The sequence below is a fragment of the Paenibacillus sp. J22P277 genome, assembly GCF_059383675.1.
In genome coordinates, this window is sequence record NZ_JBXENS010000001.1 from 366,298 (window position 1) to 390,410 (window position 24,113).

At 52.8% G+C, this 24,113-nt stretch carries 38 protein-coding genes and 1 riboswitch; of the genes, 2 read left to right on the forward strand and 36 right to left on the reverse strand.

The window, feature by feature from the left end; all coding sequences use genetic code 11:
• Nucleotides 1-30: 30 nt before the first annotated feature.
• The 30 genes from ribE to AC50YL_RS01975 all read right to left on the reverse strand — a co-directional run bounded on the left by ribE (nucleotide 31) and on the right by AC50YL_RS01975 (nucleotide 20,585).
• Nucleotides 31-711, reverse strand: a complete 681-nt coding sequence (gene ribE / locus AC50YL_RS01830) for a riboflavin synthase (protein WP_494828845.1) — start codon at nucleotides 709-711, stop codon at nucleotides 31-33.
• Between the two features lie 48 nt (nucleotides 712-759).
• Nucleotides 760-1,893, reverse strand: coding sequence for a bifunctional diaminohydroxyphosphoribosylaminopyrimidine deaminase/5-amino-6-(5-phosphoribosylamino)uracil reductase RibD (gene ribD, locus AC50YL_RS01835; RefSeq protein ID WP_494828846.1), 1,134 nt, complete (start codon nucleotides 1,891-1,893; stop codon nucleotides 760-762).
• A gap of 152 nt (nucleotides 1,894-2,045) precedes the next feature.
• A riboswitch (FMN riboswitch) is annotated at nucleotides 2,046-2,251 on the reverse strand.
• A 235-nt stretch (nucleotides 2,252-2,486) separates the two neighbouring features.
• The gene (locus AC50YL_RS01840; RefSeq protein ID WP_494828847.1) at nucleotides 2,487-2,699 is read right to left on the reverse strand and encodes a helix-turn-helix domain-containing protein; all 213 of its coding nucleotides are present in this window, start codon (nucleotides 2,697-2,699) and stop codon (nucleotides 2,487-2,489) included.
• Nucleotides 2,700-2,704: 5 nt separating this feature from the next.
• Complete coding sequence (locus AC50YL_RS01845; RefSeq protein WP_494828848.1) at nucleotides 2,705-3,364, reverse strand: sigma factor-like helix-turn-helix DNA-binding protein; 660 nt, start codon at nucleotides 3,362-3,364, stop codon at nucleotides 2,705-2,707.
• A gap of 153 nt (nucleotides 3,365-3,517) precedes the next feature.
• A complete protein-coding gene (locus AC50YL_RS01850; RefSeq protein ID WP_494828849.1) occupies nucleotides 3,518-3,991 on the reverse strand; it encodes a hypothetical protein in 474 nt (157 codons plus the stop codon).
• On the reverse strand, nucleotides 3,992-4,786 hold the full coding sequence (locus AC50YL_RS01855; protein WP_494828850.1) for an MmcB family DNA repair protein: 795 nt from the start codon (nucleotides 4,784-4,786) through the stop codon (nucleotides 3,992-3,994).
• Nucleotides 4,783-5,220 carry a YopX family protein gene (locus tag AC50YL_RS01860; RefSeq protein ID WP_494828851.1) on the reverse strand — a complete coding sequence of 146 codons (438 nt, stop codon included), beginning with the start codon at nucleotides 5,218-5,220 and terminating at the stop codon, nucleotides 4,783-4,785. Before AC50YL_RS01860 ends, AC50YL_RS01855 begins: the two co-directional genes overlap by 4 nt.
• Before the next feature lie 79 nt (nucleotides 5,221-5,299).
• Nucleotides 5,300-5,500 (reverse strand): hypothetical protein, encoded by a 201-nt coding sequence (locus tag AC50YL_RS01865; protein ID WP_494828852.1) that lies wholly within the window; start codon nucleotides 5,498-5,500, stop codon nucleotides 5,300-5,302.
• Nucleotides 5,501-5,526: 26 nt separating this feature from the next.
• Nucleotides 5,527-5,883 carry a hypothetical protein gene (locus AC50YL_RS01870; RefSeq protein WP_494828853.1) on the reverse strand — a complete coding sequence of 119 codons (357 nt, stop codon included), beginning with the start codon at nucleotides 5,881-5,883 and terminating at the stop codon, nucleotides 5,527-5,529.
• Nucleotides 5,880-6,065 carry a hypothetical protein gene (locus AC50YL_RS01875; protein ID WP_494828855.1) on the reverse strand — a complete coding sequence of 62 codons (186 nt, stop codon included), beginning with the start codon at nucleotides 6,063-6,065 and terminating at the stop codon, nucleotides 5,880-5,882. Before AC50YL_RS01875 ends, AC50YL_RS01870 begins: the two co-directional genes overlap by 4 nt.
• Nucleotides 6,043-6,447, reverse strand: coding sequence for a hypothetical protein (locus AC50YL_RS01880; RefSeq protein WP_494828856.1), 405 nt, complete (start codon nucleotides 6,445-6,447; stop codon nucleotides 6,043-6,045). Before AC50YL_RS01880 ends, AC50YL_RS01875 begins: the two co-directional genes overlap by 23 nt.
• 12 nt (nucleotides 6,448-6,459) lie before the next feature.
• Complete coding sequence (locus AC50YL_RS01885) at nucleotides 6,460-8,337, reverse strand: DNA cytosine methyltransferase (protein ID WP_494828858.1); 1,878 nt, start codon at nucleotides 8,335-8,337, stop codon at nucleotides 6,460-6,462.
• Nucleotides 8,334-9,308, reverse strand: coding sequence for a hypothetical protein (locus tag AC50YL_RS01890; protein ID WP_494828859.1), 975 nt, complete (start codon nucleotides 9,306-9,308; stop codon nucleotides 8,334-8,336). Before AC50YL_RS01890 ends, AC50YL_RS01885 begins: the two co-directional genes overlap by 4 nt.
• Entirely contained in the window at nucleotides 9,253-9,549 is a 297-nt protein-coding gene (locus AC50YL_RS01895) for a hypothetical protein (protein WP_494828861.1), read from the reverse strand. The genes AC50YL_RS01890 and AC50YL_RS01895 overlap by 56 nt, the downstream gene beginning before the upstream one ends.
• Entirely contained in the window at nucleotides 9,546-9,881 is a 336-nt protein-coding gene (locus AC50YL_RS01900; protein WP_494828862.1) for a hypothetical protein, read from the reverse strand. Before AC50YL_RS01900 ends, AC50YL_RS01895 begins: the two co-directional genes overlap by 4 nt.
• A gap of 543 nt (nucleotides 9,882-10,424) precedes the next feature.
• Nucleotides 10,425-10,973 carry a hypothetical protein gene (locus AC50YL_RS01905; protein ID WP_494828864.1) on the reverse strand — a complete coding sequence of 183 codons (549 nt, stop codon included), beginning with the start codon at nucleotides 10,971-10,973 and terminating at the stop codon, nucleotides 10,425-10,427.
• Complete coding sequence (locus AC50YL_RS01910; RefSeq protein WP_494828866.1) at nucleotides 10,954-11,292, reverse strand: LexA family protein; 339 nt, start codon at nucleotides 11,290-11,292, stop codon at nucleotides 10,954-10,956. The genes AC50YL_RS01905 and AC50YL_RS01910 overlap by 20 nt, the downstream gene beginning before the upstream one ends.
• Nucleotides 11,293-11,449: 157 nt before the next feature.
• Entirely contained in the window at nucleotides 11,450-12,835 is a 1,386-nt protein-coding gene (dnaB, locus tag AC50YL_RS01915; RefSeq protein ID WP_494828868.1) for a replicative DNA helicase, read from the reverse strand.
• Nucleotides 12,832-13,197, reverse strand: coding sequence for a replicative helicase loader/inhibitor (locus tag AC50YL_RS01920; RefSeq protein ID WP_494828869.1), 366 nt, complete (start codon nucleotides 13,195-13,197; stop codon nucleotides 12,832-12,834). Before AC50YL_RS01920 ends, dnaB begins: the two co-directional genes overlap by 4 nt.
• Nucleotides 13,118-14,023 carry a replication protein gene (locus tag AC50YL_RS01925; RefSeq protein ID WP_494828870.1) on the reverse strand — a complete coding sequence of 302 codons (906 nt, stop codon included), beginning with the start codon at nucleotides 14,021-14,023 and terminating at the stop codon, nucleotides 13,118-13,120. Before AC50YL_RS01925 ends, AC50YL_RS01920 begins: the two co-directional genes overlap by 80 nt.
• A gap of 17 nt (nucleotides 14,024-14,040) precedes the next feature.
• Entirely contained in the window at nucleotides 14,041-14,667 is a 627-nt protein-coding gene (locus AC50YL_RS01930; protein ID WP_494828872.1) for a hypothetical protein, read from the reverse strand.
• Between the two features lie 2 nt (nucleotides 14,668-14,669).
• Entirely contained in the window at nucleotides 14,670-15,290 is a 621-nt protein-coding gene (locus tag AC50YL_RS01935; RefSeq protein ID WP_494828873.1) for a 3'-5' exonuclease, read from the reverse strand.
• Between the two features lie 15 nt (nucleotides 15,291-15,305).
• A complete protein-coding gene (locus AC50YL_RS01940; RefSeq protein ID WP_494828874.1) occupies nucleotides 15,306-16,013 on the reverse strand; it encodes an MBL fold metallo-hydrolase in 708 nt (235 codons plus the stop codon).
• The gene (locus tag AC50YL_RS01945) at nucleotides 16,013-16,999 is read right to left on the reverse strand and encodes a recombinase RecT (protein ID WP_494828876.1); all 987 of its coding nucleotides are present in this window, start codon (nucleotides 16,997-16,999) and stop codon (nucleotides 16,013-16,015) included. Before AC50YL_RS01945 ends, AC50YL_RS01940 begins: the two co-directional genes overlap by 1 nt.
• A complete protein-coding gene (locus AC50YL_RS01950) occupies nucleotides 16,992-18,989 on the reverse strand; it encodes an ATP-binding protein (RefSeq protein WP_494828878.1) in 1,998 nt (665 codons plus the stop codon). The genes AC50YL_RS01945 and AC50YL_RS01950 overlap by 8 nt, the downstream gene beginning before the upstream one ends.
• Nucleotides 18,990-18,998: 9 nt before the next feature.
• Nucleotides 18,999-19,253 carry a hypothetical protein gene (locus AC50YL_RS01955; RefSeq protein WP_494828880.1) on the reverse strand — a complete coding sequence of 85 codons (255 nt, stop codon included), beginning with the start codon at nucleotides 19,251-19,253 and terminating at the stop codon, nucleotides 18,999-19,001.
• A gap of 30 nt (nucleotides 19,254-19,283) precedes the next feature.
• A complete protein-coding gene (locus tag AC50YL_RS01960; RefSeq protein ID WP_494828882.1) occupies nucleotides 19,284-19,541 on the reverse strand; it encodes a hypothetical protein in 258 nt (85 codons plus the stop codon).
• A 16-nt stretch (nucleotides 19,542-19,557) separates the two neighbouring features.
• Nucleotides 19,558-19,947 (reverse strand): helix-turn-helix domain-containing protein, encoded by a 390-nt coding sequence (locus AC50YL_RS01965; protein WP_494828883.1) that lies wholly within the window; start codon nucleotides 19,945-19,947, stop codon nucleotides 19,558-19,560.
• Entirely contained in the window at nucleotides 19,947-20,186 is a 240-nt protein-coding gene (locus AC50YL_RS01970) for an AbrB/MazE/SpoVT family DNA-binding domain-containing protein (protein ID WP_494828885.1), read from the reverse strand. Before AC50YL_RS01970 ends, AC50YL_RS01965 begins: the two co-directional genes overlap by 1 nt.
• A gap of 141 nt (nucleotides 20,187-20,327) precedes the next feature.
• Nucleotides 20,328-20,585 carry a helix-turn-helix transcriptional regulator gene (locus tag AC50YL_RS01975; protein ID WP_494828886.1) on the reverse strand — a complete coding sequence of 86 codons (258 nt, stop codon included), beginning with the start codon at nucleotides 20,583-20,585 and terminating at the stop codon, nucleotides 20,328-20,330.
• Nucleotides 20,586-20,697: 112 nt separating this feature from the next.
• Here AC50YL_RS01975 and AC50YL_RS01980 point away from each other — a divergent pair, with 112 nt between their 5' ends.
• The gene (locus tag AC50YL_RS01980; RefSeq protein WP_494828887.1) at nucleotides 20,698-21,084 is read left to right on the forward strand and encodes a helix-turn-helix domain-containing protein; all 387 of its coding nucleotides are present in this window, start codon (nucleotides 20,698-20,700) and stop codon (nucleotides 21,082-21,084) included.
• A 144-nt stretch (nucleotides 21,085-21,228) separates the two neighbouring features.
• Nucleotides 21,229-21,444 carry a helix-turn-helix domain-containing protein gene (locus tag AC50YL_RS01985; RefSeq protein ID WP_494828888.1) on the forward strand — a complete coding sequence of 72 codons (216 nt, stop codon included), beginning with the start codon at nucleotides 21,229-21,231 and terminating at the stop codon, nucleotides 21,442-21,444.
• A gap of 367 nt (nucleotides 21,445-21,811) precedes the next feature.
• Here the strand turns inward: AC50YL_RS01985 and AC50YL_RS01990 are convergent, their stop codons facing one another.
• From AC50YL_RS01990 to AC50YL_RS02015, 6 genes are all read right to left on the reverse strand, one after another.
• Nucleotides 21,812-22,195: a hypothetical protein gene (locus AC50YL_RS01990; RefSeq protein ID WP_494828890.1), complete on the reverse strand. Its 384-nt coding sequence runs from the start codon at nucleotides 22,193-22,195 to the stop codon at nucleotides 21,812-21,814.
• A 17-nt stretch (nucleotides 22,196-22,212) separates the two neighbouring features.
• Complete coding sequence (locus AC50YL_RS01995; protein WP_494828891.1) at nucleotides 22,213-22,335, reverse strand: cyclic lactone autoinducer peptide; 123 nt, start codon at nucleotides 22,333-22,335, stop codon at nucleotides 22,213-22,215.
• A 7-nt stretch (nucleotides 22,336-22,342) separates the two neighbouring features.
• Nucleotides 22,343-22,870: an accessory gene regulator ArgB-like protein gene (locus AC50YL_RS02000; protein ID WP_494828892.1), complete on the reverse strand. Its 528-nt coding sequence runs from the start codon at nucleotides 22,868-22,870 to the stop codon at nucleotides 22,343-22,345.
• The gene (locus AC50YL_RS02005; protein ID WP_494828893.1) at nucleotides 22,867-23,490 is read right to left on the reverse strand and encodes a hypothetical protein; all 624 of its coding nucleotides are present in this window, start codon (nucleotides 23,488-23,490) and stop codon (nucleotides 22,867-22,869) included. The genes AC50YL_RS02000 and AC50YL_RS02005 overlap by 4 nt, the downstream gene beginning before the upstream one ends.
• A 23-nt stretch (nucleotides 23,491-23,513) precedes the next feature.
• Nucleotides 23,514-23,711 carry a helix-turn-helix domain-containing protein gene (locus AC50YL_RS02010; protein ID WP_494828895.1) on the reverse strand — a complete coding sequence of 66 codons (198 nt, stop codon included), beginning with the start codon at nucleotides 23,709-23,711 and terminating at the stop codon, nucleotides 23,514-23,516.
• A 122-nt stretch (nucleotides 23,712-23,833) separates the two neighbouring features.
• Nucleotides 23,834-24,058 (reverse strand): hypothetical protein, encoded by a 225-nt coding sequence (locus AC50YL_RS02015; protein ID WP_494828897.1) that lies wholly within the window; start codon nucleotides 24,056-24,058, stop codon nucleotides 23,834-23,836.
• Nucleotides 24,059-24,113: the final 55 nt, after the last annotated feature.

Here is a 24,113-nt window from a genome sequence, read left to right on the forward strand (position 1 = left end):
GCAAGGCGAACCCTGCTCGTTGCCCGAACATCAGAAAAATCCGTTGTCCGCCAGAAACGCCGCAGTGATCTTGCTGCTGCCGTCCGGTTTGCCCGTTCGGCCGCCTTCGTCCCCGCCGCCTTTGAAATGGAGCAGGTGATCGACGTATTTGCCGAGCACGTCGCACTCCACGTTGATGACCGCGCCCGCGCCTTTGTGCTGCAGCGCCGTCTCCTTCAACGTGTGCGGGATGATGGAGACGGTGAAGCTGTTCCGGTCGGCCAACGCCACGGTGAGGCTGATGCCGTCCAGCGTGACGGAGCCTTGCGGGATGACGTAACGCATCAGCTTCTCGTCATGCGGCCGGATCGTGAAGACGACGGCGTTGGCGTCGCTGCCGCGCGAGACGATGTCGGCGGTGCCGTCGACATGCCCCTGCACGATATGACCGCCGAAGCGCCCGCCCGCCTGCATCGCCCGCTCCAGATTGAGCGGTTCGCCGGCGCGAACGTCCTTCAGGGTGGAATGACGGTACGTCTGCGGCATCACGTCGACCGTAAACGAGCGGCTGTCGTATTCGGTCACGGTCAAGCAAACGCCGTTCACGGAAATGCTGTCGCCGATGGCGACGTCCTTCAAGACGCGATCGGCCCCGATGACGAGCAGCATTGCTTCGCCTTGTTTAAACGACCGCTTCAACGTTCCGATTTCTTCGATAAGACCGGTAAACATGAGTAGGTCCTCCTCTCCTCCCGAATGAATGGCTTGCCGCCATCCCCTTTATGCTCCGCTTGTGCGGTCGCCTGCCCCGTACTCGGGGTAAGCGCTCAGGAAGATATCGCCGCCGATCCGTTCCACTTGAACGTCCCGGAACGGAATGGCATGCGCCATCTTCTCGAAGCCCTCGAACTGGAATACGCCGGGAGCGGCTTGGCCGCCGATGACTTTGGGGGCAACGAACAGCAGCAGCTTGTCGATCAGGCCGAGCTCCAGCATGGCGCCGTTCAGCTTGCCGCCTCCTTCGAGCAGGATCGATCCGATCTCCCGCTCGCCGAGCTTGCGCATGGCGATCGCCAGATCCACGCGGCTTCCGTCGCCGCAATCGACGACTTCCGCGCCGGCGGCTTGCAAGGCGGCACGCTTGCCGGGATCGGCGCCCTCCACCGTCAGTACGATGACGGGCACCGAGAGATCCTGCAGCATGCGCGCTTCGAGCGGCAGGCGAAGCCTCGAATCCACGACGATGCGCACGGGATGAACGGCCGGAACGGACAAGCGCGTCGTCAGTTCCGGGTCGTCGATCAACGCCGTCTCGGCGCCGATCATGATGCCCATATGCCGGTGCCGAAGCGTGTGCACCATCTCTCTGGCCTGCGGCCCGCTGACGTAACGGCTGTCGCCCGTCTTCGCGGCCAGCTTGCCGTCCAGCGTCATCGCCGACTTCATCGTGACGAACGGCAGCCGCGTGACGATGAACTTGTTGAACATTTCGTTCATAAGCAACGATTCGTGCTCCAGCAAGCCGACAGCGACTTCGATGCCCGCCTCGCGAAGACGTTCGATGCCGCGGCCGGCGACCTGCGGATTCGGATCCGTGCAGGCCACCACGACGCGCGCGACCTTCGCTTCGATCAGCCGCTCGCAGCACGGCGGCGTTCGCCCGTGATGGCTGCAAGGCTCGAGCGTGACGTATGCCGTCGCTCCTTCCGCCTCGTCGCCGGCCATCCTCAGCGCGTGAACCTCCGCATGGCCTTCGCCGCGGCGCAGATGCGCGCCTAGCCCGACGATGCGGCCATCCCGGACGACGACGCAGCCGACCACGGGGTTGATATCGGTCTGCCCCTTTGCCTTGGAAGCCATATCGAGCGCCAGGCGCATATACGTTTCGTCGTTCAAAACATCAACCGTTGACATAACAAAAATCACCCCTCGGCTCGTATCGCCAACGGGGTGATCGGAATGAACAGGTTAAAAGGTCGCGTTCGAAGACACATTCAAACAAACTCGGCTTCCTTGTGAAAAAAAGAACAAGGTTGGCGAGACATGAAAAAATGGAATTCACGTGCCTTTTCCTTCTCCCATCCAGACTGTACTGTCGGTCCCGGATTTGCACCAGGTCCACCGTCAAGCAGCCGAGCGGTCCCTGGTGGGATTCGCGCGATTGCGAGCCGGGTCACGGACTGACAAAGGATCGCCGCCGCATAACGCTCAAGCGGACAGCATGCCTCTGATCACCGCCGGTTGGGAATTTCACCCTACCCCGAAGGAAAATAATTTAAAATGTTTGTTACCCATAATAACCGCTAGTGGCTTTATTGTACCCGTTGGAGCCGATTTTACTGGGGTTTCTCGATTTATGCGTTATCCGTGGTTTCCCTTGGTGTACCGCAAGTTTCTTATGATTCCCTACCAAAATCCTACCACGCAACCTACCAGGACCTCAAAGCGTTCGTTGCCATTATATTGATTGAAATAGTACCACTGCAAAATAAAAAAAGCAAGGATTTTCATCCCTGCTTTCTTCCTTCGAGCCACTCGAAAAATGTATCTTTGGACACTTTGATGATACCGCGGCCGCCCATTCGTTCAACGTGAAATGGTGGATCTTTTAGAAATTCGTATGTCTGTCGCCTACCCATATCAAGCAGCACCATGATGTGTTCTGCATTGAGGACAAGCGGAAGTTCTTCTTTGTTTTTCGGGATCGTTGCTTTTGTCATCCCCCTTACCCTCCCTTATTTTCATTTGATATTGATCTATTCGTTTCCGCTTGTACTTTATGTTCGTCAGTCACTTCCCAATAGTCAGTAAGGAACAAGTTATTCCCCAGGTCCTCGCTGACTTTCCGCTGCGCGCGTTCGACGTATTCCTTGACCGACTCTTGGCCGATCCCGAGCATGTTTGCAATGTAGGAGCTCGAAAACCCTTGGCCGTGCTGGAGCTCGTAGCACTCTCGTTCACGCTTGCTCAACCTCCGCAGCGCCTCTTCGAGTTGAAATGTCTGGCCCGGTGTAAGTGTTGAGCTGCTTCGCGAATTATACTGGTTCGAGTATGCCTGCATGATTAGCGGATCTTTGTACCTGTGACGCTGGTACGCAGATCGCCGCTCTATCCCGCGCTTGCTTCCTCCTGGCTGCCGTCCGGTGTGAATCCACATGATGGTCATGTTTACATCGGATATCGCTTCCTTCAAGAACTTCAAATCGGCATGTTCAGCCGGATTTCCGTATTGGTCTACCCTCACCGATTCGGCCTTCTTCAGGGCTCTCCGCAGATCCCAATAGGTTTCGCGATACTTGCGCTTGAGGTCATGCAAATCGACCATAAACCCGCGATCATCCAACTCCGGCAGCTTCGGTTTCTTTGCTTTCTTCTCCCGGCTCACGCGTCCCGCCCCTTGTCGTCATTGGAGTGCCCCGGAGCGAACCGGGGCCGTTATTCTAAAAGAACAGCCGAACAATCAGATCAGTCAGTCCGTACCAGCAGGCTGCGCAAAAGGCAAGCGCGACGATCATTCCCCAGTTCCAGCGGCGCATGATCAAAAGCCCGGCAATTCGTCATTATCGGTGTCGGCCTCTTCGGCCTGCTCCGGTTCATCCGCGTCCGCGTCTTCCGGATCGCTGTCTGCCTCGTCGGCCTCTGCTTCATCCTCGCCGGCGTCATCAGCCGGATCCGCGTCGTCATCATCGTCTTCCAGACCGGGCAGTTTATCGTCTTCATCGACCTCGTCCGCTGGCGGAACATCCTCGAGCGACAACTGCTTGCCCTCTACGTCAGCCGTCCCGTCTTGATGGATTATTCCGCGGATGCCTTCGCGCGGAGCTTCCGGCTCGACGTCTTCCATGTCCAATTGCGAGCTGCTGAAGCTGACGAATGCGACGCCTTGCTTTTTGATCTTCCGCAGGATGGAGACTTGCTCGTCGGTGATGTTGCCGTCGATCGTGAGAGTGATTTGGTCTTCCTTGACACCGAATTTCAGATCCTTGATTTTGGTCGTTACGTTGGTTTTCATTTATGATTGCTCCTCTCGAATTTGGGTTTCTAGCATCCGCTGCAGCTCAGCCGCGCCGGAAGTGATTTTGTTCAGTTCGCGTAATGCGCCTGGGTTCAGTCCACCGGCGAGCGCCGCGCGCAACTCGTCTTGCCAACGGTCGCTCCATCCATTGATCGTCACTCCTCGATCTGCAAGAACCGATCTGAGCTTTTGCAGGAGCTCCGAGTCGGCGCGCCACCGATCCGTTTCCCGGCCGACCTGTTCAGCAGCTTTCTGAAGCTCGCGAATTTCCTTGCCAAGCTTTTCGCCGACCTGGTAACCGAGATCCCGACGATTTGCCTTGTCAGCAATCCACGCTTCGAAATACTCCCGCCGGCTGCTGAAGAAAGGGTGACGATCGGATTCAATTCGTGACATAAGGATGTACATGTACAAGTCCGGCGGGATGTCGACGATTCGATGCTTTGCCGGCCGCTTGCTGACCAGTGTGCCGCTCGGATAGAGCCAGATGAGACCGACTTCGTCCGGCAGCTCATCAGCGGCGATCAGCCCCTTCGGGCAAACAAAGGCGAAACGGTGACAATACGCCATATAGCCCGGCCATTTCTGGTCCTTCAGAAAGTCCCCCCGACTGACCTTGACCTCGTAACCATAGAGGCACGGATTTGCCCAGCTGCGCTTCATGGCGAAGGCGTCGAACTTCAGCAACTCCTTGTTGTCCCATGTTCGGCCGGTCTTGACCTCAGTGAGGAAGAAGTCATCATTGTGCTTCTTCGCGAGCGCGGATTTGATCTGCTCGGCGCGGACGTTCATCGATCTCTCTCCAGCAGCTCCGGGTTGTCGTGGATGTTACCGACAACCTCGCTTTGTCTGAGATCAATATCGTTAGCAAGCACAGAACAAAGGCCAGTCACGCTCTCAAAGCTCCATGCTGCGTCTGCAGGACTCCAAACCACGGCGTCCATATAAATGTCTTCGGAAACTACCGATTTCACCAAATCCCCCTCGAAAATTGGTGATCCATTGGAGGAGGTAATGCCGGTTAACTGCCCGACCGTCTTCGGATCAACAGGTACAAGATCCGTGAAGCCGCCAGGTCCCATGCTGTTCCAAACGATGATGTAATGCTTACCCTCCGGACAACCGCCGTAGCAGTAGTCCACATAATAGCCGCCAGTAATCCAGCTTCCGGCCGGCAACATGCCTTGTTCTTTCAGCGTCTTCCCGCGAAATAGAATTTTGCGCATCGTTTTCATCCTCTCGAATAGCACATATGTTCGGTTTTATGGCAGCAGTTGGCCGCCGGGCGCCGGAGACGACCGGGGGTTACCACCAGCCCGTTGATTGATTTCTGCTCGCATCCTGATCCAACTTTTCAACGACATTCCACACGGCTCCGTATCCGAGCAGCAATTTTCTAAAAACGTGCATTTGATCCGAATCGAGATGCTGAGCGACTTGATTCTCCAATTCGTCCAGCACGGAATCGGGCAGCCGAGATACAGTCAGGTTTCTCGTTTCAGGCACCTTAACCCCTCCAAGTTTCTCAATATTCACGAATAATCGTCGCCGATTTGGAATTTCTCCATCGCTTTCAGCATGAAGTACTCCTCACCAGTCAATTGCTTATAAAGCACCTTGTTGGTCAGATACACTTCCGGAAGCAGCCCTTCTCGCTTATCCTTCGATGTGTCCCAGGCGACCAAATTTCGAGCGATAATTCTGGCGAATTCTTTTTGCGATTTCTTTAATTGGTCGGTCTCCTGCCGGAGCGCTGCGCTTTCGCGTATATGGTAATCGAGGTCAATCTGCTTATCGGCCAACAATTTGCTAAGACGTTGCGTTTCATATTCGTACTTAACTCTCGACACATCACTCATTTCAACCACCTCACGTTCCTCAATATTCATTCAGATACTTCCGCCGAGCAGCGCTCTGCCTCCTCGTTCACTTCGCGGATGCACTTCCCGCAGACGTCCTTCCCGTTCCACTTCCTCAGCAGCTTGACGTGCATCCGGATCCCGCAGACTGCGCATGCCGCGCGTCGCTCGAGCATGATGACCTTCAAATCATCCTTGAGCTGCTGCGACATCGGCCGGCACCTCCGCGGCGCGTTCTGCTTTGATCGTTACTGCAAAGCAGCCGTATCCAACATCCTCCAAGTAGTCATCTAGTTTGCAAATTGGGCAAGCCACTGCAGATTGATCGATAGCCTCGTAATCCTCAACTGAAAATTGAACAAAGCAATCGGTACACTCATAAAGATGCATCATCAATGGAGGTACTTTGGATTCAACTTGAGAATCTTTTACCTCCCGTCGAAGTGGCCATAAGTATGGATCTTTTTTCCGCTCTTGTGAAATAATTGTCTGACAAGATTGCTCAGGAATACCAAGTTCATTTGCTATGGCAGATATCGTCAATCCGCGTGTGAACAATCGATGAAGCTGGTTTCTATCAACTTGTTTTCGCATTACGCCTTCACCTCACACCGATAATTGGAGTTGCCCCGTTTGATTAGCATACCTTTCGAACGTAAGTGCATTGCCCGATCCAGCGCACATCTCCGGGAGATTCGACCGAACCAGAGCTGTCGCCAGCGGCGGGCATACGGAGTTTCCGCAGCGCGCGACCTGCGCCGACTTCGGTACCGGCTTGCCGTCGGCGTACCGATCGATGATGTATTCCGGCGGGAAGCCCTGCGCCGCGAACAGCTCGTGCGGCTCAAGCATCCGCATGCCGATGTCGACGATCTTATATTCCTCTCCTTGCAGCGTGACGAGTCCGAAACGATCCTTGGTCGTAACCGTGTGCAGGGGGCCGTCGAGCGTCTGGCCGTTGTCGGCCGTCCCATAATATTTCAGGAGGAAGGCCCGGACCTCGCCGATATGCGTCCCGCCGGCGGTGATTGTTGGAATTGGATCATCCGTCGCGCTGCCGTAATTCTGCCCGCGAAACTTGATCATGTGGCTCGTGACCAGCGCCGACTTTCCGCCGCCTCCGGCCGTTACCGTTCCGATCGGATCTTCCGCGCTGCTGCCGGTTGATTCTCCGAAGTGCCTAGCGATGTGGGCTGTGACCACTTGGTTCTGCGTCCCGCGCATCGTGATCGTCGGGAATGGTGTGTCCGCCTCGACGCCCGTCATGCCGCCGTAGTGCTTGGCAATGAAAGCTGCAACGAGGGCATGCTTCCGACCGCCGGCAACGACTGTGCCGAGGGGCTTACCGAGTCCTGGAGCTCGGGGGTTCTGTCCCGGCCCTTCGCCGTATCCGATTTCGATTAAGGTTGGGCTGACGACCATGTGATGGCCGCCGGTCGTTATTGTCCTGAGCGGTTCCTCCGGCGAGCTTCCGGGGTGGCCTGTCGTGTTGACTGCCAGAACCGGTGTGACAATTCCCCATCCATTTTTTGCTGTGACGGTCTGCAGCGGCTCGCGAAGATCCTGCCCGCGGAATGCCTCGCCATGATGATTCACCTTGATTACGAATGGCTCGGGATTCTCCAGCACAAACCGTTGAATCCCTCGGGCGATCCGCCGCATTGTGTTCTCAGCTAGCGGCCGCGCTCGCTCGAAGATGCTCGGGCAAGGGATCGACCAGTCGATGATCTCGGCAGCCGTTCTCCACGGTTTCAGTCTGCCGGCGCGGACCCCCTCGCTCGCGGGGTCTCCATGCGTCGGCTCCGGCCATTCAATCTGGCGGCCATCCCGCCGAGCGACCAGGAACAGCCGCTTGCGGATCGTTGGCGCGCCGTAATCGCAGGCCCGCAGCTCCCGCCATTCGACCTTGTACCCAAGCCGGCGGAGAGCATTCACAAAGGAATGAAAGGTAATTCCTTTGCGCTTCGGATCCGGGATATGCAAGCGTTGTTCGTGGGGAACATGCTCGCCGGGTTCAGCAACGACTACCTCGTCATCGTCTTCGTCCTTTGTTGCACTAATTCGTTTAAGCAGTCTTCCAGTCTCAGGATCGCGTTTCGGGATTATTGGCCCCCAGGTCTTGAACTCCTCGACGTTCTCCAGCATGATGACCCGGGGCTGCACCGTCGCCGCCCATCGGACCGCCACCCACGCGAGGCCGCGAATGCTTTTCTCAACCGGCTTGCCGCCCTTTGCCTTCGAGAAGTGTTTACAGTCCGGAGAGAGCCATACCAATCCGACCGGCCGCCCCGCGGCGACCTCGCGCGGATCCACTTCCCAAACAGATTCGCAGTAATGCTTCGTTTCCGGATGATTAGCTTCGTGCATGGCTATCGCATCCGGGTCGTGATTAATGGCGACGTCCACGCTGCGGCCGACGGCGATTTCAATTCCGGTGCTCGCCCCGCCTCCGCCAGCGAAGTTGTCCACGATGATTTCGTTCATACCCCAACCACTTCCCAGCCATGAGTCGCGGCGAGCGCTTGTATGTTCCGGACATGGCACTCGTTGTGGCGTTCAAAAAACAGCTGCATAGTGCGCTCAACTTCTGCCGGCTCAACAAGATCAACGGTGACCGCGTGAACCACGCCGGCAATGACCTGCATAAGATCAAGACCATCGCGAGCCAGGCGAGGGAAATCGATGCCGGTAATATCGAGCGGCTTCCCTTGGACGTCCCCGATGATCTCGAGTGATTTGAGTCTTCCGGCGATACCTGCCTCACCAGTGTTCACGAGTGGGAAGCGAAGAGTGATGAAGCCGGCAGGCGGCGACGCTTGTTCGGTCTCGAGCTGGCGGATAAATACATCGCTTCGCATACCTTCAAGAGCCGCCGTCCGCTGCCACTCGTCTCTTTCGTTCCGGAGCTCGTCGATCTCTGCCCGGAGCAACGAAGTCTCACCAGCAAGTGCGACAATGGCCTCGCGTGCTTCCGCGAGCTCGCGGTGAACATCGTCCTTCCTAACTGTCTCCGGAATGGCTGCTGGTGCTGGGGGCGTCGGTTCGGCCGGCGGCGCCTCGCGCTCCTCGATCATCTCCATGGCCTTCTCCTGCGTTATGCCTTTCAGATTCCACTTACCTAACCAGTAAGGCAGACTCCCTTTGCCTAGCTGCAGCACGCTTTCGATTTCGGCATGCGTTTTGCCTGCGGCTCGCAATTTGAGATATTCATGCTTCGAAGGCTGGTTGCCCATATTCGGTTCCTCACTTTCCGTTTTTCTATAAGCGGTCGACGGGGCCTTTCTCTCCTTGCCGTCGGAGTTGCGTGGCTTGGCTGTTTCGGACCTGTATCGCTCGAGTTCTTCGGGGGCGAGCCTGTACTCCTTGACATCGCTGGCCCCGCGCGAAGCGGACTCCTTCTTACTGCTGGGAATCGGCGTTCCGATCGCGGCCACCTCCCGGGAAGAATTCTGCATTCTCCGTATCCTCGATCGTGATGGTATGCATGCCGTCCCAAAGCGTCCGTATCTCCTCCGCTTTCGCCTCGACGGCTGCCTTCTGCTTTGGAGTCAGAAGAATATCCATAGCCTGGCCGTAATGCTCTTGAGCTTTGGCGTATGCTCGGGTATGCAGAATGTTCAGCGAATCTCTCGCTCGCTGGGTCGGCAGGGATTTTAGCCTCTGGAAGAATCGCTTAAATCTCTCGTCATCCGTCATCCCGCCGCCACCTGCCTTGCGCTCAGACGCTCCCATTCTTCATCAGATAACGACGCCAACAATTCCCAATCTCCTTCTTTACGAAGCTTGCATACCGTGTTCATGATCGTATGTTCAGTCCGGCCGAGTGCGAAACCGATGGAACGCGGCCCGTCGATGTTGTAATACCTGACGATGTATATGAGTTCATCCATCGTCATGGGCTTACGATGATGAGGATGAAAATCAGGGTGATACTGCATACGGCCAAGCTTGTCGAATGAAATACCGTCCTTCAAATCATCTTCGTCTGGTTCAGTACGGCGCGTTTCGCCTCTTGCCGTCAGCTTCATGTCTTTCGCACTCCTCTCTTGGGAACGAAGTGAATGATCTCCGCAGGGGATTGGCCGCGCGGGACCGCCGGGCCGTAGAGCAGCCGTTCTTCCGCCGTCATTTGCCGGGTGGTACACTTGCTGTTCGCCGGCTCCTCGTCGCGCACCGGCCGCGGGATGGGGCGGCGAGGGCCGCGGCCAAGATGTTCATTCATCGCGGGTACCTCGCTTTCTCTTTGCATTGCAACTCGTTCCGCAGCTGCCGTCGGTTCCGGCGCTTCAACTCATCGGCCGCCGCGATCCGTTCCCGGGTTGTTGCCGTGTCGTCGTAATAGGCGACCGTGTAAAGCTCACTTTGTGTAGCGTTTCTCCATCGCGGCTCGAAGGGCATCCTTTCTCACCCTTTCATTTGCAGCAATAACTCGAATCACCACGAGAGCGAAGCTGATTACCAGTACCGATGACAAAACTGCTTCTGGCCAGGTTAAACCCATTTCCCATCCTCCAATCAGATCATATGTTCGGTTTGATGGCAGCGGTAAGCCCTCTGCCGAGCGCGCGCGGCTATTCTGCTTTCTGCATGATGCTCATGACCACTTCTTGATGTAATCGTAGCTGGTCGAGCAATGGTTCATAATTCCGCATCCGATGAAGATTCAGTGCGATCCGAGCGATGATGTAGGCATCGACGACGTTGTGGCTCTTGTGGGTGTAACCGAATTGCGCAAGAACAGCAGCTCCGATTGCATCCTTTTTCTTCTTTTCGGTTTGCCCCTTTTCGACCTTCACATCAACGTACTTCTTCGTCCACATTGGATTGACCACATCGTAATCGAGCTTTTTACGGAACATCATCGTCCGCAATCCGCCATGTATCATCCCGGTAGTAATAGCATTCATCGTTCCGAAAGGCGTATCCTCGATGCAGATTATGTCTCCCGGCTTCAGCAGTTTGTAAAACTGGTTCTCCAGATCGACCAGCTGCTCAATTGAGATACCGCCCTTCTCGGCCTTGCCGGCGCCCTTCAGCTCGTGCTCAACAAGGACATTGCCGTTCTCGTCCAGTGCCACAAACCCCGTCCGGGTCGCCGGATCAATCCCCAGGAACCGCATCGGATGCCTCCTCTTCCAAGAGACGTTTCAACCGTGCATTCTCCGCGCGCAGCTGATCATTCTCTTCGCGGAGCTTCTGGACCTCATCCTTGCCAACGACTTTCATCGCCCGAGGGGATTTAGAGTCCCGCTCAATGTAGCCGTGTTTCTCGAGCCTTTCAAAAAATCCAAGTGCTGTTGACGAGCTTTTCAGGCCAATGCCATTTGCCAGTTCTCTTACCGACGGAGCATAGCCGTTCTTCTCGATGAATGATTTAATAAATGCGAGCGCATCAGCCTGTCGAGATGACAAGCGTTTGAGTTTCACTTCTTCTTGCAACCAGCTTTCCTCCTCTTGGCCGGCGGCGGGAACGTCAACAGAAATATTTCCCCAATCGCCCGGCCGCTTTCATCGTAGATGATCTCCCAAGGGATTTCGCAAAACGGATCGAATGGCGGATCGATCAGCTCTTCCCTCATCGATATCAGCTCCTCGCTTATGCGACATAGCCGTCTTCGTGCAGTTCCTGTTGCCGATCGAGGTTCGCGTACCTGCCGTACTCCTTGATGAACGCGAGCTCCACCGCGCCCACCGGGCCATTCCGCTGCTTTGCGAAAATCACTTCGATGATGTTCTTTTTCTCGGATTCCTTATCGTAGTAGTCATCCCGGTAAAGGAACGCGACAATGTCTGCATCTTGCTCGATCGAACCGGACTCCCGTAGATCGGACATCATCGGCCGCTTGTCCTTCCGCTGTTCCACTCCCCGACTCAGCTGAGATAGCGCAACGACCGGCACTTCCAGTTCGCGAGCGATCTGCTTCAGCGTACGGGAAATTTCGGATACTTCCTGCTGCCGGTTTTCGCCAAGTTTGCCGCGGCCTTGAATCAGCTGCAGGTAATCAATGACAATCAGGCCGAGCCCGCGCTCTTTCTTTAAGCGATGGCATTTCGATCTGATTTCCGAGACGGAGATGCCCGGCGTATCGTCGATGAAGATATTCGCACCGGCCAGCGCGCCGACGGCGTGGCTCATCTTCTCCCAATCTTCGCCCTCAAAATAACCAGTTTTCATTTTGTTGGCTGAAATGTGCCCTTCGGCGGAAATCATCCGGGAGACAAGCTGTTTCGCCGACATTTCAAGAGAGAAAATCGCGACCGTTTCATTCAGCTTCACTCCGATGTTCTGGGCGATGTTCAGTGCAAATGCCGTTTTCCCTACCGATGGTCGGGCCGCGACAATGATCAAGTCCGATTTCTGCAGGCCTGCCGTCATCCGATCCACATCGTCCATCCCCGTCGGTAATCCTGTAACGCCGCGCTGTACGTCCTTAGCGTTGTACTTCTGCTCCGTTTCCTCCCAAACATCCAGGAGCACCTCTTTTAGGATGGCAAACTCCTTCGCCGGTGTCGCTTGATCGACCAAACGGGAAATACCCTGCTCCGCTGCGGAGACGAAGCTTTGAACATCGGACCCATCGGCAGCGTGCTTCAGCATTTCCACCGCAGTTTCTATCGCCTGGCGGCGCAAGAACATTTCATGAATGCGATCGGCGTAATTGCCTGCGCTGGACGAAGACGGGACCCCGCCCGCCAAACTCACTAGGTAGGAAACACCGCCGACGTCGCTTAGTTCCTCGGAGTCTTCCAATGCGGAGCTTAGTGACACGAAATCGATCGGCGTCCCCGCGTTATGAAGCTTCGTCATTGCTCGATAAATCCGTTTATGGCCGTCATTCTTGAATTCCCCGACGCGCAGCCGTTCGTTGACGATTTCATATTCGGAGTTGTCCTTCAGTATGGAGCCGAGAACCGCTTGCTCGGCCAGCTGATCGGAGGGCAACTCGTCTAATCCAACGGCTTCAAGTAGCTTTTGATTCATTCGCCGGCGCCTCCGTTCATGATCCTTGAGCGGACCTTTTCCCAATAATCGTCGGGTGGTGGCTCGGTCGCGCTTCCCCACTTGTCCATCAAGAGGAATCGTTCTTCCGTCTGGAGCCGCAGTTGCTCGTGGGGAAGATTGACGTCCGTTGGCTCCGGCCGGGCAATATCTGCGATGTCTGGGAACCAATTGCTCGACGCTACATGACGCTGATAGTTCTCAAAGGCAAGTTCCCATTGAACTGGCGCCAGTGCCGCCGCCCATTCCTCAAAAATCTGAGGGTTATTCTTCAAATTGGGAGCTTTGTTCGGGTAAGCTGCCGATGCCTTCCCCAGGAGCAATGCTACTTGGCTCCGATCCATAGCCGTCACCGCCGATCTGATCTCGCAGGAAGTCAAGGTTTGAATCGAACTTCGATTGCTGCTCTATTGCAATTCCTTCCGGATCCACGACGGTGTAATCCACATACCGCTTCTGGTTCAAATAGGTTGACGCATGCGGGATGTGCTTTACCCCTGTCTTCAGCAACGTTTGGGTCTTTGCAAAATTATCCGTCAGAAGGATCACAACATCAGCATCGAAGTCCGGCTCTTTGCAAAGTTTGGTCCATGCTTTCAATGCTGCTTGTTTGGACACTCTTCTTGGGTATACAGACCAGAAGAATTCGAATGCATCAACATTGTATTTAAAAGATTTCTTTAAAGATCTTATTTCTTTCTCTGGGGGTAAATTTTTACCCCTCTGAATCGTTACTTGAGGGGTAAATTTTGACCCCTCATCAGGGGTAAAAAATGACCCCTCATCCTGTTGGGTGGGAGGGGTAAAATTTGACCCCTCATTGACTGGTTTACCATTCATCGTCTCACCGCTTTTCGGAATGTCCCATTCCTCATAGTTTTTGTTGAAAGATAACCTGCGCGCCGTCGTTTTTGTTGCCTCTTTGATCACGATTAGCACTCGAGATTGTATCAACGCGTTAACTACCTTCTTGATTGCATCTTCCGGAATTCCCGTATTGCTGTGAAGGAAAGTCAATGAAAATTCATGATCCTTCCGGTTCCATCCGTAGGTATTGCGCCAGACCACCATGATGATCCTGAGCTGGGAGCCATTGAATTTGAAGAATGGGAGTTGATCCAGCAGCTCGTTGGCTATCCTGGTGTGCTGATCTGGTTGCGGATTCGCCATCCCACCTCACCTTCGTTTCAAAACGGCAATGGTCGTTCGACTGCACGCATTTTTTGAAGCAGTTCGGTTTTCCCTCCAAGCCTCTCCAGCACCATTTCAATTGCATCTGCAGCAGCGTCCTGCCCATTACCGAGAAAGTCCAGGTACTGCTCAAAAACGTAATCGTCCGGCGTCTGCTCAACGACGTAGCCGTTGACGAAGAATTCCATGAGACCGAAGGGATTTGCGCTGAAGTGTTTCTTAATGATTCGCGCTGGTTCGATAAGATTGGATGCAGGGGCTGCAAAGATATTACGGGCTGCCCAACCAAGTTCTTCGCGGCCGCCCTTGTACATCATGGCTTCAAACGCCTCGGCTACTTCCCGCGGCACCGGCACCTTCCGGCTATCACGCTCCACATGAAGTCCCTCGACAATCTCAACGCCTTGCCGGACAAGTTCTTCGCCCTCGCTCAGGCGCACGGCGAGTGCTCGACGTTCCCGTTCAATCTGTTTGGCCACTTTTACGAGACATTCGTTCTCCCATTCCACCGCAGCGATATGGTCCATCATCATGATTGCCTTGTCGCGTCCGTAAGACTGGACAGAAGACATGCTGACCGAAACGATCATGGCTTCCCGGACCTCCGGGGTCATCTTCTTCATTTTCAGCCCACTCCTCTCTTTGATTCATAACGATTCGACGTTCCAAAGACTTCCGCATGGGCTGGCGTCCATTTAGGTGGGCCGTATTTGCTTAGGTACCCGAGCCGATTTAACCATGGATCGACCGGCTGCTCCTCGTGCATTGCCTTCAGCAGATTCCAGGTGCCCATTACGTCATTCAGCGCGCGGTGCGCACCGTCAAGCGTGATTCCGTACCGCTCGCACATCGGCTCGAGGCGATGTGGGAATGGATGCCGATCGCGGGCGATGGTCATGGTATCGATGAAGTTGTTGGAGAAGGTTTTTCCCGCCAGCCGCTGCAGTGCATGATGAAGGAATTGAAGATCGAATGCGGCGTTGTGTGCAACCAGGACGCTGCTTCCCATGATCGCCCGCAGGATCCTGAAGGCCGTTTGCTCTTCCATTGCGCCGACGAGCATCTCGGCACGGATACCGGTGAGTTCGGTGATCTTTGGCTCAAGCTGGCGATCCAAACGAACCAGCGTGCTGAATTCTCCGACGATCTCCCCGTCGACCACACGAACCGCGGCCATCTCGATAACTCGTTCTTGCTCTGCTTCCAGGCCGCTTGTTTCAAAATCAAAAACTGTAACGTCGTTCAACAAACCGCTTCCTCCTCATCGTTGGGCCACGTATACCGCGGCGCCCGTAATTTCTTGAATTGATCGTTTAAACAAAGCCTCGTCGCTATTTGTATCGCTGAGATGAAGCAGCCATATCTCCTGGAGGCGGCTGAGGTCGTTGACGCGGAAGAACTCCTTGACGTTTTCCAGGCTGAAGTGCGAGCGGAGCAACCGCCTCTTCATGCTGACCGGCATGCGGCCGTCTGCGATGTTGGCCTCTAAGATGGAAAGGGAGTAATTGCATTCAATCATCATGTGGGTGATGCCGGAGAATCGGTAGCGGATGTAATAGGTGTCGGTCGCGAACAGGAGCTTCTCACCGGCCTGATTCGCAAGAAGGAATCCAAGCGGCTCCTCGACGTCGTGCTCGACTTCGAACGGCAGGACCGTCCAGCTGCCTATGCTGAATTGCTTACGGGCTTCGATCGGGATGGCGCGGTGCCCGTCCAGGCTGGCCGCCTTGATCGTGCCGGCGGATGCGTAGATGTCGATTCCCGCCTTCATTACGTCCGCCGCCGACTTTCGATGGTCCCCGTGCTCGTGGGTCAATAGGCAGCCCGCTATCTCAGATGTGCGGAAGCTGACGCCGCGTTGGATATCGCGAAAGCGGATGCCACATTCCAGAAGCAGCGGCGTCGTCCCGTCCGTGACATGGTAGGCGTTGCCCGCGCTGCTTGATCCGAGCGCCTTTATCTCGATCATCAGAAGCCCGGACCGTCTGCCGGTGGCCCCGCTTGCCCGCCTTCGGCTTCCGTCTCCGCCGGCCGCTCTTCGTCCTCGACGGTATATTCGACATCGATGACGTCGCCGTTCGCATTATCGCGAATCTCTTGAGTAGCCTCGGCTTCAAGTCGATTCGATTCGATTTCTTTCAGCCGCATGTAATCGTCGTCGATTTTCTGGCTATCGATCGTGATGTCGCCATAGGCAGCGCGGCAAATCGTTTTCCAGACCATTTTGTCGTACCAGCCTTCGATCTGCTCGGTACCAACCTTTTTCCCGTCCTTCCACACATCCTTTTCTCCGCCCCAGAACTCCGCGCTCGCATACTGCGGCTTGCGCTTTTCGATGTCCTTCAGGCTCATTACGACGAGCTTATTTTTCTCAGGGGCATTGCTGTAGTAGTGGTAATAGAAGCCGCCGACGACATGGCCGCGATCGAATTCATTCGTGATTTCGAATTCATAGCCTTCGTACTTATTGTTGCGGTCCTTCTTGAATGACTTGAACTTGTCCGTGGAATATACGACCTCGATCGTGACGTGATCGGGCACTTCAAGTCCGTATTTTGTAGCCTTCAGCTCCATGCCGCGGTATCCTTCGACGAACGTGATGTCGTATTTGCCGAGAGCGTTGTTTTTAAACGGCACCATATTGATGTGATTCTTCTGTGCGGGATCGAAACCAATCCGCGCCATCGCTACAACGTCCCGCGAGAGTTTTTCCATGTTGACGTTACCCCAGACAACGGCGAGTTGGTCTTGGTTCTGGCGCTTCTTCAGGCGCTTTTCTTCAGCCATTCTCAAGGCGCTGTCGATCGCGACGAAGTAATTCTGCGCCAGGCGTTTCTGGAAAGTAGTCAATGCTACATCACTCACGCCAGTGCTGAATTCGGAAACGACCTTGTTCATGAAACGTTCCGATTGTGTCAGTTCTCTCTGGGCAACTTGCTGATCCTGTTTACTCAAATGTCAACGCCTCCTGTTTATTTGCAATTTCTACGCGCAGTTGCTTGTCCGGCTTGCTTACGATCAGCCTGATCTGCTGCCCGCCCGTTTCTGCCAGCTCCGTGACGGCCTCCGCGTTGTCAATGAAGATCGGTGCCACGAAGCCATAATGCTCGGAAAGGGTGTTAATGATATCGAGGCCGACGTTCGTCTGCGCTGCCCGGTTCAGTCCGCTGCCATACGGCACGCCGCCGAATGTTGTTTCGCACGTCTCAGTCAGGCCGCCATTGATCTGCGGCTCGAACAGTTTGAATCGGGCGTAGCGGAATTTCGAATTGATCTTCGATTCAAGAAGCAGGACCTTCGTTCGGATGAATTCTTCCGTCAGAAACGCCTCGCGCTCGAGCCGCTCGTATTCGGAAGCCAACGTCTTCTCTTGGCTTTTGAGCTGCTCGATCCGCTGCTGCGCCGCTCTTACTTGGTCGAATTTCGCTTTGTCTCGTTCAAGAACATCGACCTGCAGCCGCATATTGGAAAGCTCTTTCCGGCAGGCTTCCACGCTGCTGAGGGACGAGGACCGGAGTTCTGTAATTGCCTGCTCGACGGCAGCCTTCTCCTGCAGCTTCGAATCATAGAGCGGATTGGCCGTGGATTCTTTGAGACCGGCTTCCAGACTTGCTAATTCGGCAGCGGCTGCTTTGGATATCTCCATTGCCTCGTATTGTTGCTGTCGAAGCTGATATTCCTTAATTGTAAGATCCGCGTTCAGGGCTTCGAGCCGCTCTTTCTCTGCCTTCGCCGCCTTGCCTTTCACTTGAATCGACTCCGCTCGCTCCGACTTGCTCAGGTTAAAAGCGTTCAGGGCCTTGGCATGGGCAGCCTCGATCTGCTCTTCAGGCAGTGCCTGTCCGCACGTCGGGCAATCGGCCGCATGGTTATGGTCGGCGAAAGCCTCAGCATTGACGGCTTTCCATTGATCCCGCAGCCGATCCGCCTCTTTGATTTTGTCAGCGATTATCGACTTGTTCGTTTCGATCTGCCGCTCAACGTTTCCGATTTCATATCCGATGTCGATGGCGCGCTGCTTAAGGGCAGATGCCTCTTTGCGTTTGGCGTCTAACACCTTCATTGAATCCGCCTGGGCATTATTTTTGAGGTCAAGCAGCTCGCCTTCGATCGCCCGCAGTGCCGCCGTCTTCTCCGCGATCTCGCCGCCGGACTGGATTCGCGTCAGCTCCGCTTCCTTCCCGCTGATCCGGCCCTTCAAGGCACCGATCTGCTCGGCAAGCATTTCCTCACTCGAAGCTGTGATGTCCGGCATGCCGCGCTTGGCTTCATCAATGCGCACCGGAAGCTTCTCGAGCTCCTTGTTGATGTCAGCCCGCCGGGCGGCCAGGACTTTCCGATGATCATCGATCGATCTGTCACCCAGGATTGCTGGCAGGTCATGGAGCCCTTCGTTCCCGCTTACGACTTCTTCATCCGATACATCCCCGCACACTTCTAGCAGGATCTGCCTGCGCTTCTTCCAATCGAGCTGCTCGTTGAAATAGGCCGGGTTGGTCAGGAGTTTAAAGACGTCTTCCTTGACAATACTCGAGACGAAAGAATCGAATTCGGCCTTTTTAACGGGGACCGTATCAATGAAATACTCCGTCGTGTGCCCGGTGAATTCTGCTGTCGCGGATCCGCGCTTCTTGGTCCACTTCTCCGCATACACCTTGCGGATTCTCCGAGGTTTGCCGTCGATTAGAAGCACAACTTCGACTTCATGATCGATACCGCTCTCGAGAACTTTACCTGCCGCGTCCAGCGTCTTGATGTCGAAGTCCTTCTTGTTCTGGCTGTCCTTATCGAAGAGGGACCAGGTAAACGCGTCGAAGATCGTTGTCTTGCCTGCAGCATTATCGCCGTAGATGTCGACGTCGGCGCCGCCGGCGGTGTCTAGTGCGAAGCCGCGAACTCCTTTGAAATATCGAAGGGTGAGTTGGAGCACAGCTATTTTGTTCATCGCGGCCGCCTACCTCCCCGCGGTGAAGGCGACGAACGCCTTGCCTGTTCTAACGCCTGAGCGACGCTCTCGACGAGAGACAATCTCCCCGAACACCGCCTTGATCTCGGCCGACACCGCGGAAACGCCGATCGTGCCGGGCTTGTACGGTTTCTTCTCAGAAGCTTGACGGCGGAACTGGCGGCGCGACTTGAATTGTGCGAATTCGCGGGCAACAGCCGCTTGGCGTGCGCAGTTGAGCGCTTGTTTCTTATCTTTGAACATGTGGATTCCCTCCCAAGGAATGAATTCGGTTTACAGTTCCGCGAGCTCAGCTTCGAGCCGGGCAACTTCCTGAGCAATGATCTCAACGACTGAGGAAACAATAGCTTTACGAAGTCGAGGATTGTTCTCAGAAGCGAAGATTGAGGATCCGCTTCTAATGACCACCACTCTTTCGACTTCCTTTCGAACCAAATCATCTGAGGCGTCGGTAAGTCGGCTAATCTCTTTTGCGAGCGCCAGTCCCTTCTTCACGCGCTCGTTCATCCAATCCAGCGTTTTCTTATCCATGGGGTTTCCCTCCCGATTAAATGATGAAGCGTTCGATCTTGATTTCCTTCCGGACCTTCTCCGCGCAGCTGAGGCTGCAGCAATCTTCCCCGGCGACCTTATAGATCGACTGGCCCGCGTAGATCGGCGTTACGCAATCGTCGTTGAAGCATTCGCTGACCTGTTCCGGGCTTGTCTGCTTTTTAGGCATCTCGTCATTGCTCCTTCCAAACAAATAATCGAGTGAGACGTTGTGAAGGTCGGCGAAGGCGACAAGCGTTTCGCAATCCGGCTGCCGGCGGCCAGCTTCATAATGCGAGAGCGCGGCGCGGCGGATTCCAAGGCGGCCAGCTTCGTCATCCTGGGTAAAGCCAGCTTTTAAGCGCAGCACCTGCATGCGGGCGGCGAGGGTGTGGGTGATGGTCATTACTGCATCTCTTTCAGGCAGGCTTTACAGACGTTTTTGCCGTGAACGACACGAGCAACATCCGAGCTGTCACAAAATGTACATCCGGGCTGATACTTCTTCAAAACGATTTTTCCGCCGACGTCCGTGAATATTTCAAGGTGATCTTTATCTTCAATGTTCAGCGACCGTCGCAATTCTGCAGGAACTGAAAAGCGGCCCAGCTGATCCACTTGCCGGATGATACCAGTAGATTTCATTCATAATCACACTCCTCAGGTATATTTTAAGGTTGGTTTGAGTAACATATATTCAGGTAATGGTTATTTAAAATAACCTTTGAGGCATAAAAAATGAACGCCTACGAACATGCATTCCCTTGTGTTATTATAAATAACGTTTTATAATTTTGGTAGTAGATTTGTACTACTTGTATCTATATCCTGATCCACTAAATCAGGGAATAGATTGTACACACTTTCTTTAAAGAAACTTCCAAGTTTAAACATGAATTTTGCACTAGGATCAACATAGCCATTCTCTAAATGCCTAAGGTAAACAGCAGATACTCCTAATTGCTCAGCAACGTTTTCTTGCGTACCACGCTCCTTTCGAAGTTGCTTTAATCTGGTACGTTCGGCTTTGGCTTTTCTTAGCATTGTTACCTCCTTTCGGGTCTGTGTGAAGAATATACCACGTTGTTTTAAACAACGCAATACGTTTTTTTTAATAACTTTTATGCTTATTTTTCTGAGAAGGTAGGTCAAATTAATGGAAACGCTTGGGCAACGCATTAAATTATTGCGTGAAAAAAGGAATCTGACGCAAGAAAATATTGCGTTTCAACTTGGAATGAAACGTCCCAACTTCGCGAATTACGAAGGTGATCGTACCATTCCCCCTAGTGATGTTCTATCTAAAATGGCAGACATATTAAAAACATCTGCTGACTACCTACTTGGTAAAACAAACAATCCTTTGCCACTAACTGTAGAAGACAGGTTCTTAAACAGTTTAGATATTCCCCTCGATGAATTGTTAAAAGGACACAACTTTACTCTTGATGGCAAGACACTCACCAGAGAACAGAGCATCGCAGCAATTACTTTTGTTCGTGCTCTTCAGCAAGCCCAGGATAAGGAGAACGAAAAACAATAGCGCGCAGCTGATCCAAAAGAGCTTCGCGCTCTTTCGTTTTGCACAAGTTGAACAACACCTTATTGAAATCGATTTTTTCTTCGTTTGATGTTGTATCCATGACGAGTGTGGCCCCCTATACTAATGACAAAGGTGAATGTGTTGATGGACATCTCCCGGGGGAGGTGCCGTCTCCAGTATTGGCTCGATAAGCGCGCGATGTCCCAAGCAGATTTTGCTCGGAAGTCGAAATTGTCGGAACGAGTTGTGTCGTACTACTGTACCGATGAGCGAAGAATGAGCCCGGAAGCCATGTACGTTGCATCAAGAATTCTCAATGTACCTATGGAATGGCTTTATGAATGGCTGGAAGACGAATAGCTTAAGCAGCGGATCATTTCCGCCGCCTCCTCCGGATGTCGGAACATTTTGTTCCGAAAAATCCAAAAATAAATTCATTTTCCTCATTACATTCCCCGAAATTCGATTCCATTCTCAGTAGCACAACTCACTAGATACTGTCAACAATATTTCTATTGGTAGAATTGTTATTGCGTTGCTATAAATAGCTTGTATAGTTATTATTAGTTATTCAGCACTATTTGTAAATCCCATCAGACCCCAAATTGAGGATTTTGAAATCAAGGCGGTCGTCGACAAATATTGACACACTTTTCATTTTAGATGTGTTATTATAAACAACCAAAAAAAAGACGCGTTTCCAGTTTGGTTTCTGGATAGCGTCTTTTTAGATAATTTTGAAGGATCGGTTCAGGGCTGTTAAGGCTTCAACTACATCATCGAAGTTAGAAAAAGCAATGGAGCAGCCTTTCTCTTTTTTTCGGTTAACTGGATCAAAAAAGGCTGTGTTCATTTTCTTGTCCAGCAATTCCACCTTCGAAAGATTCATAGCCATTGGCCGATCATACTTCCCCATCTTCAAGCCAGATGCCTCTAAGAAGCTCAGCCAATACTCCAAAGATCCAGGCATGTATCCTGCAGTCTCGAGAGTGTGGAAAAAAACACCCTTCGTTGAGGCATCCTTCTTAAGGAAAATGAGGTCTTCAAGCACAAATTCAAAAATGCTTGTACCCGTATGATCCGTCGATACTGAGAGAGTGCGCGGCTTCATTTATCTCGCCACCGCCCTTAACCCAATAATTCTTCGGGGGTTTCGCCTTGGTGAACATACCAGATGCTCGCCGTCGAAACGAGGACTACTGCTACTAATGCCAAGAATGTGGCAAAGCGGTAGAGGATCTTTTTGGCCATTGTGTAACTACCTCCTTCCCCTAACCGGATTTTTAATTAATGTTAGGCATTGGACAAAAAAAGTTGCTGCTAGTATCGGTGATCCGAATAGGAAGTTTGTACCTACCAAGATTGTAGATGAAATCTTTAGCAAGGGGAAGTATTTGGGCTTAATTCTTGTTTGTTTTTCTATGCCTGAAGGCGCAAACGTTATTGTTAACAACATATTGCAAAGATTTAACAAGAAAACGGCTTGAGTGTTCATTTCGACTAACGACAAAATTGTTACTCCAGTCGTAGAGACTATAACACAGGCAGTCCCGGATTTCAGATGAATTCCACCGGACATCTGACGAAGAACCGCGAAAGCAACCAGGACGATTAATGCATTTATTGTCTCGCCCAGGAAGATCGAGATGATCAGTGAGAACGACACGATGAATACGCCATTGAGGATAGCAGCTAAGGAGAATTTCAGAACACTCTCTGAGGCAGGGTGATTGGGTACAGCCTTTTTTATCTTGCGTGCTAAGCTGCTGGAAAGGGCGTCGATCATCGTTTTCGCTCCTTCTTAAATGAGATGTACAAAAAGAATAGCAGAGCTATTGAAAGTATGAGGATATCCAATATTACTTCTTGTTTGTATAGCACGATCCCGAAGCCAACTAAACTGAATGCAATCGTCAAATTAACAATTAAACGTTCGTGCTTCAAACGTCTTTTGTTAAAGTCGAATGAAAATCCTATTCCTCGAGAATACAGAAACTTGCATACCCCAAAAGCGACTACCGAAAAGACACTTTGAAAAATGTAACCCCTAATTGGATCGTTCTGAATTTCCGATACCGAGAATGCTCCAAATGAAACTTCGACGATTCCTGCCTGGAGTAAAATACATAAGCCATACCCACCTAATGCAGCGAATAACGCCCATTGGAAAGGAACCTCTAAGAATAACGTGAGTAGCAGGGCAACCAGAACTGCATTAATAAATGGGACGAGATTTGCAAGATAAAGCTCTTCTCTTAAGACAAAGCTCTGCAGGTCCATAGCTACCATGACAAACATTGCCGGCCAGAAGCAGTCTGACAGTTTGAAGCGGTACAATGTCAATACCACAACGATTAATGCAAGCGATTCGAAACCTGAGAAAATCATAAATGGGATAAATTCCATGACCCGCACCTCTGCCATTATATTTAGGTTACTGGTTTTTTTCTTCTCTTTCTATGCCCTTCATAATCAAGCACGCTTGCTTTTAGAATTAACAGATAACCGCCTGAAGCTTCTCGATGTTCGAGTTTTCCTAGCTTGCACAATCTTGATATTTGTTTTCTTGAAACCATGAGATGATCGGCGGCTTCTCCTGCAGTTAAAACTTCATCCAAGGGGTTCAATAACTCTCCCTCCTCCTGCAATACGTCTCACTTGTGACCTTATGAATTCATAATAGCACGTCTCAAGTGGGACGTAAATAGCAAATATAAAGCCAGTTGCATCATAGGTGCAACTGGCTTTTTCATGCCCAAAAATCATCCTTGTTAAAGCTCTCACCGGCCAATTTATTGACCGCATCTAAAAGCAACTTCATTACGCCGCGCTTAGGAATGTATTCCTGATCGTTGCATGCCCTTGTGATGGTGTCCTTATTCAATCCAGTTTCCTCGCGGACTCTTTCTTGATGAATTTTCTTTTTGTCTAAGTACGCCCCGAATCTCGTCCTTTGCTTGCCTACACCGAACATATCTCTCTCAGCCCCCTTTAGTCCAAGAGTGGCCAAGACTATGAATATTTATACT

Excerpts from the sequence above, each read along its gene's own strand:
- AC50YL_RS01990 (WP_494828890.1), bottom strand. The coding sequence starts at position 22,195 with ATGAAGCCGCGCACTCTCTCAGTATCGACGGATCATACGGGTACAAGC.
- AC50YL_RS01925 (WP_494828870.1), bottom strand. The coding sequence starts at position 14,023 with ATGGCGAATCCGCAACCAGATCAGCACACCAGGATAGCCAACGAGCTG.
- AC50YL_RS01940 (WP_494828874.1), bottom strand. The coding sequence starts at position 16,013 with ATGATCGAGATAAAGGCGCTCGGATCAAGCAGCGCGGGCAACGCCTAC.
- AC50YL_RS01840 (WP_494828847.1), bottom strand. The coding sequence starts at position 2,699 with ATGACAAAAGCAACGATCCCGAAAAACAAAGAAGAACTTCCGCTTGTC.
- AC50YL_RS01955 (WP_494828880.1), bottom strand. The coding sequence starts at position 19,253 with ATGTTCAAAGATAAGAAACAAGCGCTCAACTGCGCACGCCAAGCGGCT.
- AC50YL_RS01960 (WP_494828882.1), bottom strand. The coding sequence starts at position 19,541 with ATGGATAAGAAAACGCTGGATTGGATGAACGAGCGCGTGAAGAAGGGA.
- AC50YL_RS01860 (WP_494828851.1), bottom strand. The coding sequence starts at position 5,220 with ATGCGCAAAATTCTATTTCGCGGGAAGACGCTGAAAGAACAAGGCATG.
- ribD (WP_494828846.1), bottom strand. The coding sequence starts at position 1,893 with ATGTCAACGGTTGATGTTTTGAACGACGAAACGTATATGCGCCTGGCG.
- AC50YL_RS01885 (WP_494828858.1), bottom strand. The coding sequence starts at position 8,337 with ATGAACGAAATCATCGTGGACAACTTCGCTGGCGGAGGCGGGGCGAGC.
- ribE (WP_494828845.1), bottom strand. The coding sequence starts at position 711 with ATGTTTACCGGTCTTATCGAAGAAATCGGAACGTTGAAGCGGTCGTTT.
- AC50YL_RS01930 (WP_494828872.1), bottom strand. The coding sequence starts at position 14,667 with ATGAAGAAGATGACCCCGGAGGTCCGGGAAGCCATGATCGTTTCGGTC.
- AC50YL_RS01985 (WP_494828888.1), top strand. The coding sequence starts at position 21,229 with ATGGACATCTCCCGGGGGAGGTGCCGTCTCCAGTATTGGCTCGATAAG.
- AC50YL_RS01890 (WP_494828859.1), bottom strand. The coding sequence starts at position 9,308 with ATGCAGAATTCTTCCCGGGAGGTGGCCGCGATCGGAACGCCGATTCCC.
- AC50YL_RS01850 (WP_494828849.1), bottom strand. The coding sequence starts at position 3,991 with ATGAAAACCAACGTAACGACCAAAATCAAGGATCTGAAATTCGGTGTC.
- AC50YL_RS01975 (WP_494828886.1), bottom strand. The coding sequence starts at position 20,585 with ATGCTAAGAAAAGCCAAAGCCGAACGTACCAGATTAAAGCAACTTCGA.
- AC50YL_RS01870 (WP_494828853.1), bottom strand. The coding sequence starts at position 5,883 with ATGAATATTGAGGAACGTGAGGTGGTTGAAATGAGTGATGTGTCGAGA.
- AC50YL_RS01965 (WP_494828883.1), bottom strand. The coding sequence starts at position 19,947 with ATGACCATCACCCACACCCTCGCCGCCCGCATGCAGGTGCTGCGCTTA.
- dnaB (WP_494828868.1), bottom strand. The coding sequence starts at position 12,835 with ATGAATCAAAAGCTACTTGAAGCCGTTGGATTAGACGAGTTGCCCTCC.
- AC50YL_RS01880 (WP_494828856.1), bottom strand. The coding sequence starts at position 6,447 with ATGCGAAAACAAGTTGATAGAAACCAGCTTCATCGATTGTTCACACGC.
- AC50YL_RS01995 (WP_494828891.1), bottom strand. The coding sequence starts at position 22,335 with ATGGCCAAAAAGATCCTCTACCGCTTTGCCACATTCTTGGCATTAGTA.
- AC50YL_RS01895 (WP_494828861.1), bottom strand. The coding sequence starts at position 9,549 with ATGACGGATGACGAGAGATTTAAGCGATTCTTCCAGAGGCTAAAATCC.
- AC50YL_RS01905 (WP_494828864.1), bottom strand. The coding sequence starts at position 10,973 with ATGCGGTTCCTGGGGATTGATCCGGCGACCCGGACGGGGTTTGTGGCA.
- AC50YL_RS01970 (WP_494828885.1), bottom strand. The coding sequence starts at position 20,186 with ATGAAATCTACTGGTATCATCCGGCAAGTGGATCAGCTGGGCCGCTTT.
- AC50YL_RS01980 (WP_494828887.1), top strand. The coding sequence starts at position 20,698 with ATGGAAACGCTTGGGCAACGCATTAAATTATTGCGTGAAAAAAGGAAT.
- AC50YL_RS01950 (WP_494828878.1), bottom strand. The coding sequence starts at position 18,989 with ATGAACAAAATAGCTGTGCTCCAACTCACCCTTCGATATTTCAAAGGA.
- AC50YL_RS02015 (WP_494828897.1), bottom strand. The coding sequence starts at position 24,058 with ATGTTCGGTGTAGGCAAGCAAAGGACGAGATTCGGGGCGTACTTAGAC.
- AC50YL_RS01900 (WP_494828862.1), bottom strand. The coding sequence starts at position 9,881 with ATGAAGCTGACGGCAAGAGGCGAAACGCGCCGTACTGAACCAGACGAA.
- AC50YL_RS02000 (WP_494828892.1), bottom strand. The coding sequence starts at position 22,870 with ATGATCGACGCCCTTTCCAGCAGCTTAGCACGCAAGATAAAAAAGGCT.
- AC50YL_RS02005 (WP_494828893.1), bottom strand. The coding sequence starts at position 23,490 with ATGGAATTTATCCCATTTATGATTTTCTCAGGTTTCGAATCGCTTGCA.
- AC50YL_RS01875 (WP_494828855.1), bottom strand. The coding sequence starts at position 6,065 with ATGTCGCAGCAGCTCAAGGATGATTTGAAGGTCATCATGCTCGAGCGA.
- AC50YL_RS01855 (WP_494828850.1), bottom strand. The coding sequence starts at position 4,786 with ATGAACGTCCGCGCCGAGCAGATCAAATCCGCGCTCGCGAAGAAGCAC.
- AC50YL_RS01920 (WP_494828869.1), bottom strand. The coding sequence starts at position 13,197 with ATGGATCGGAGCCAAGTAGCATTGCTCCTGGGGAAGGCATCGGCAGCT.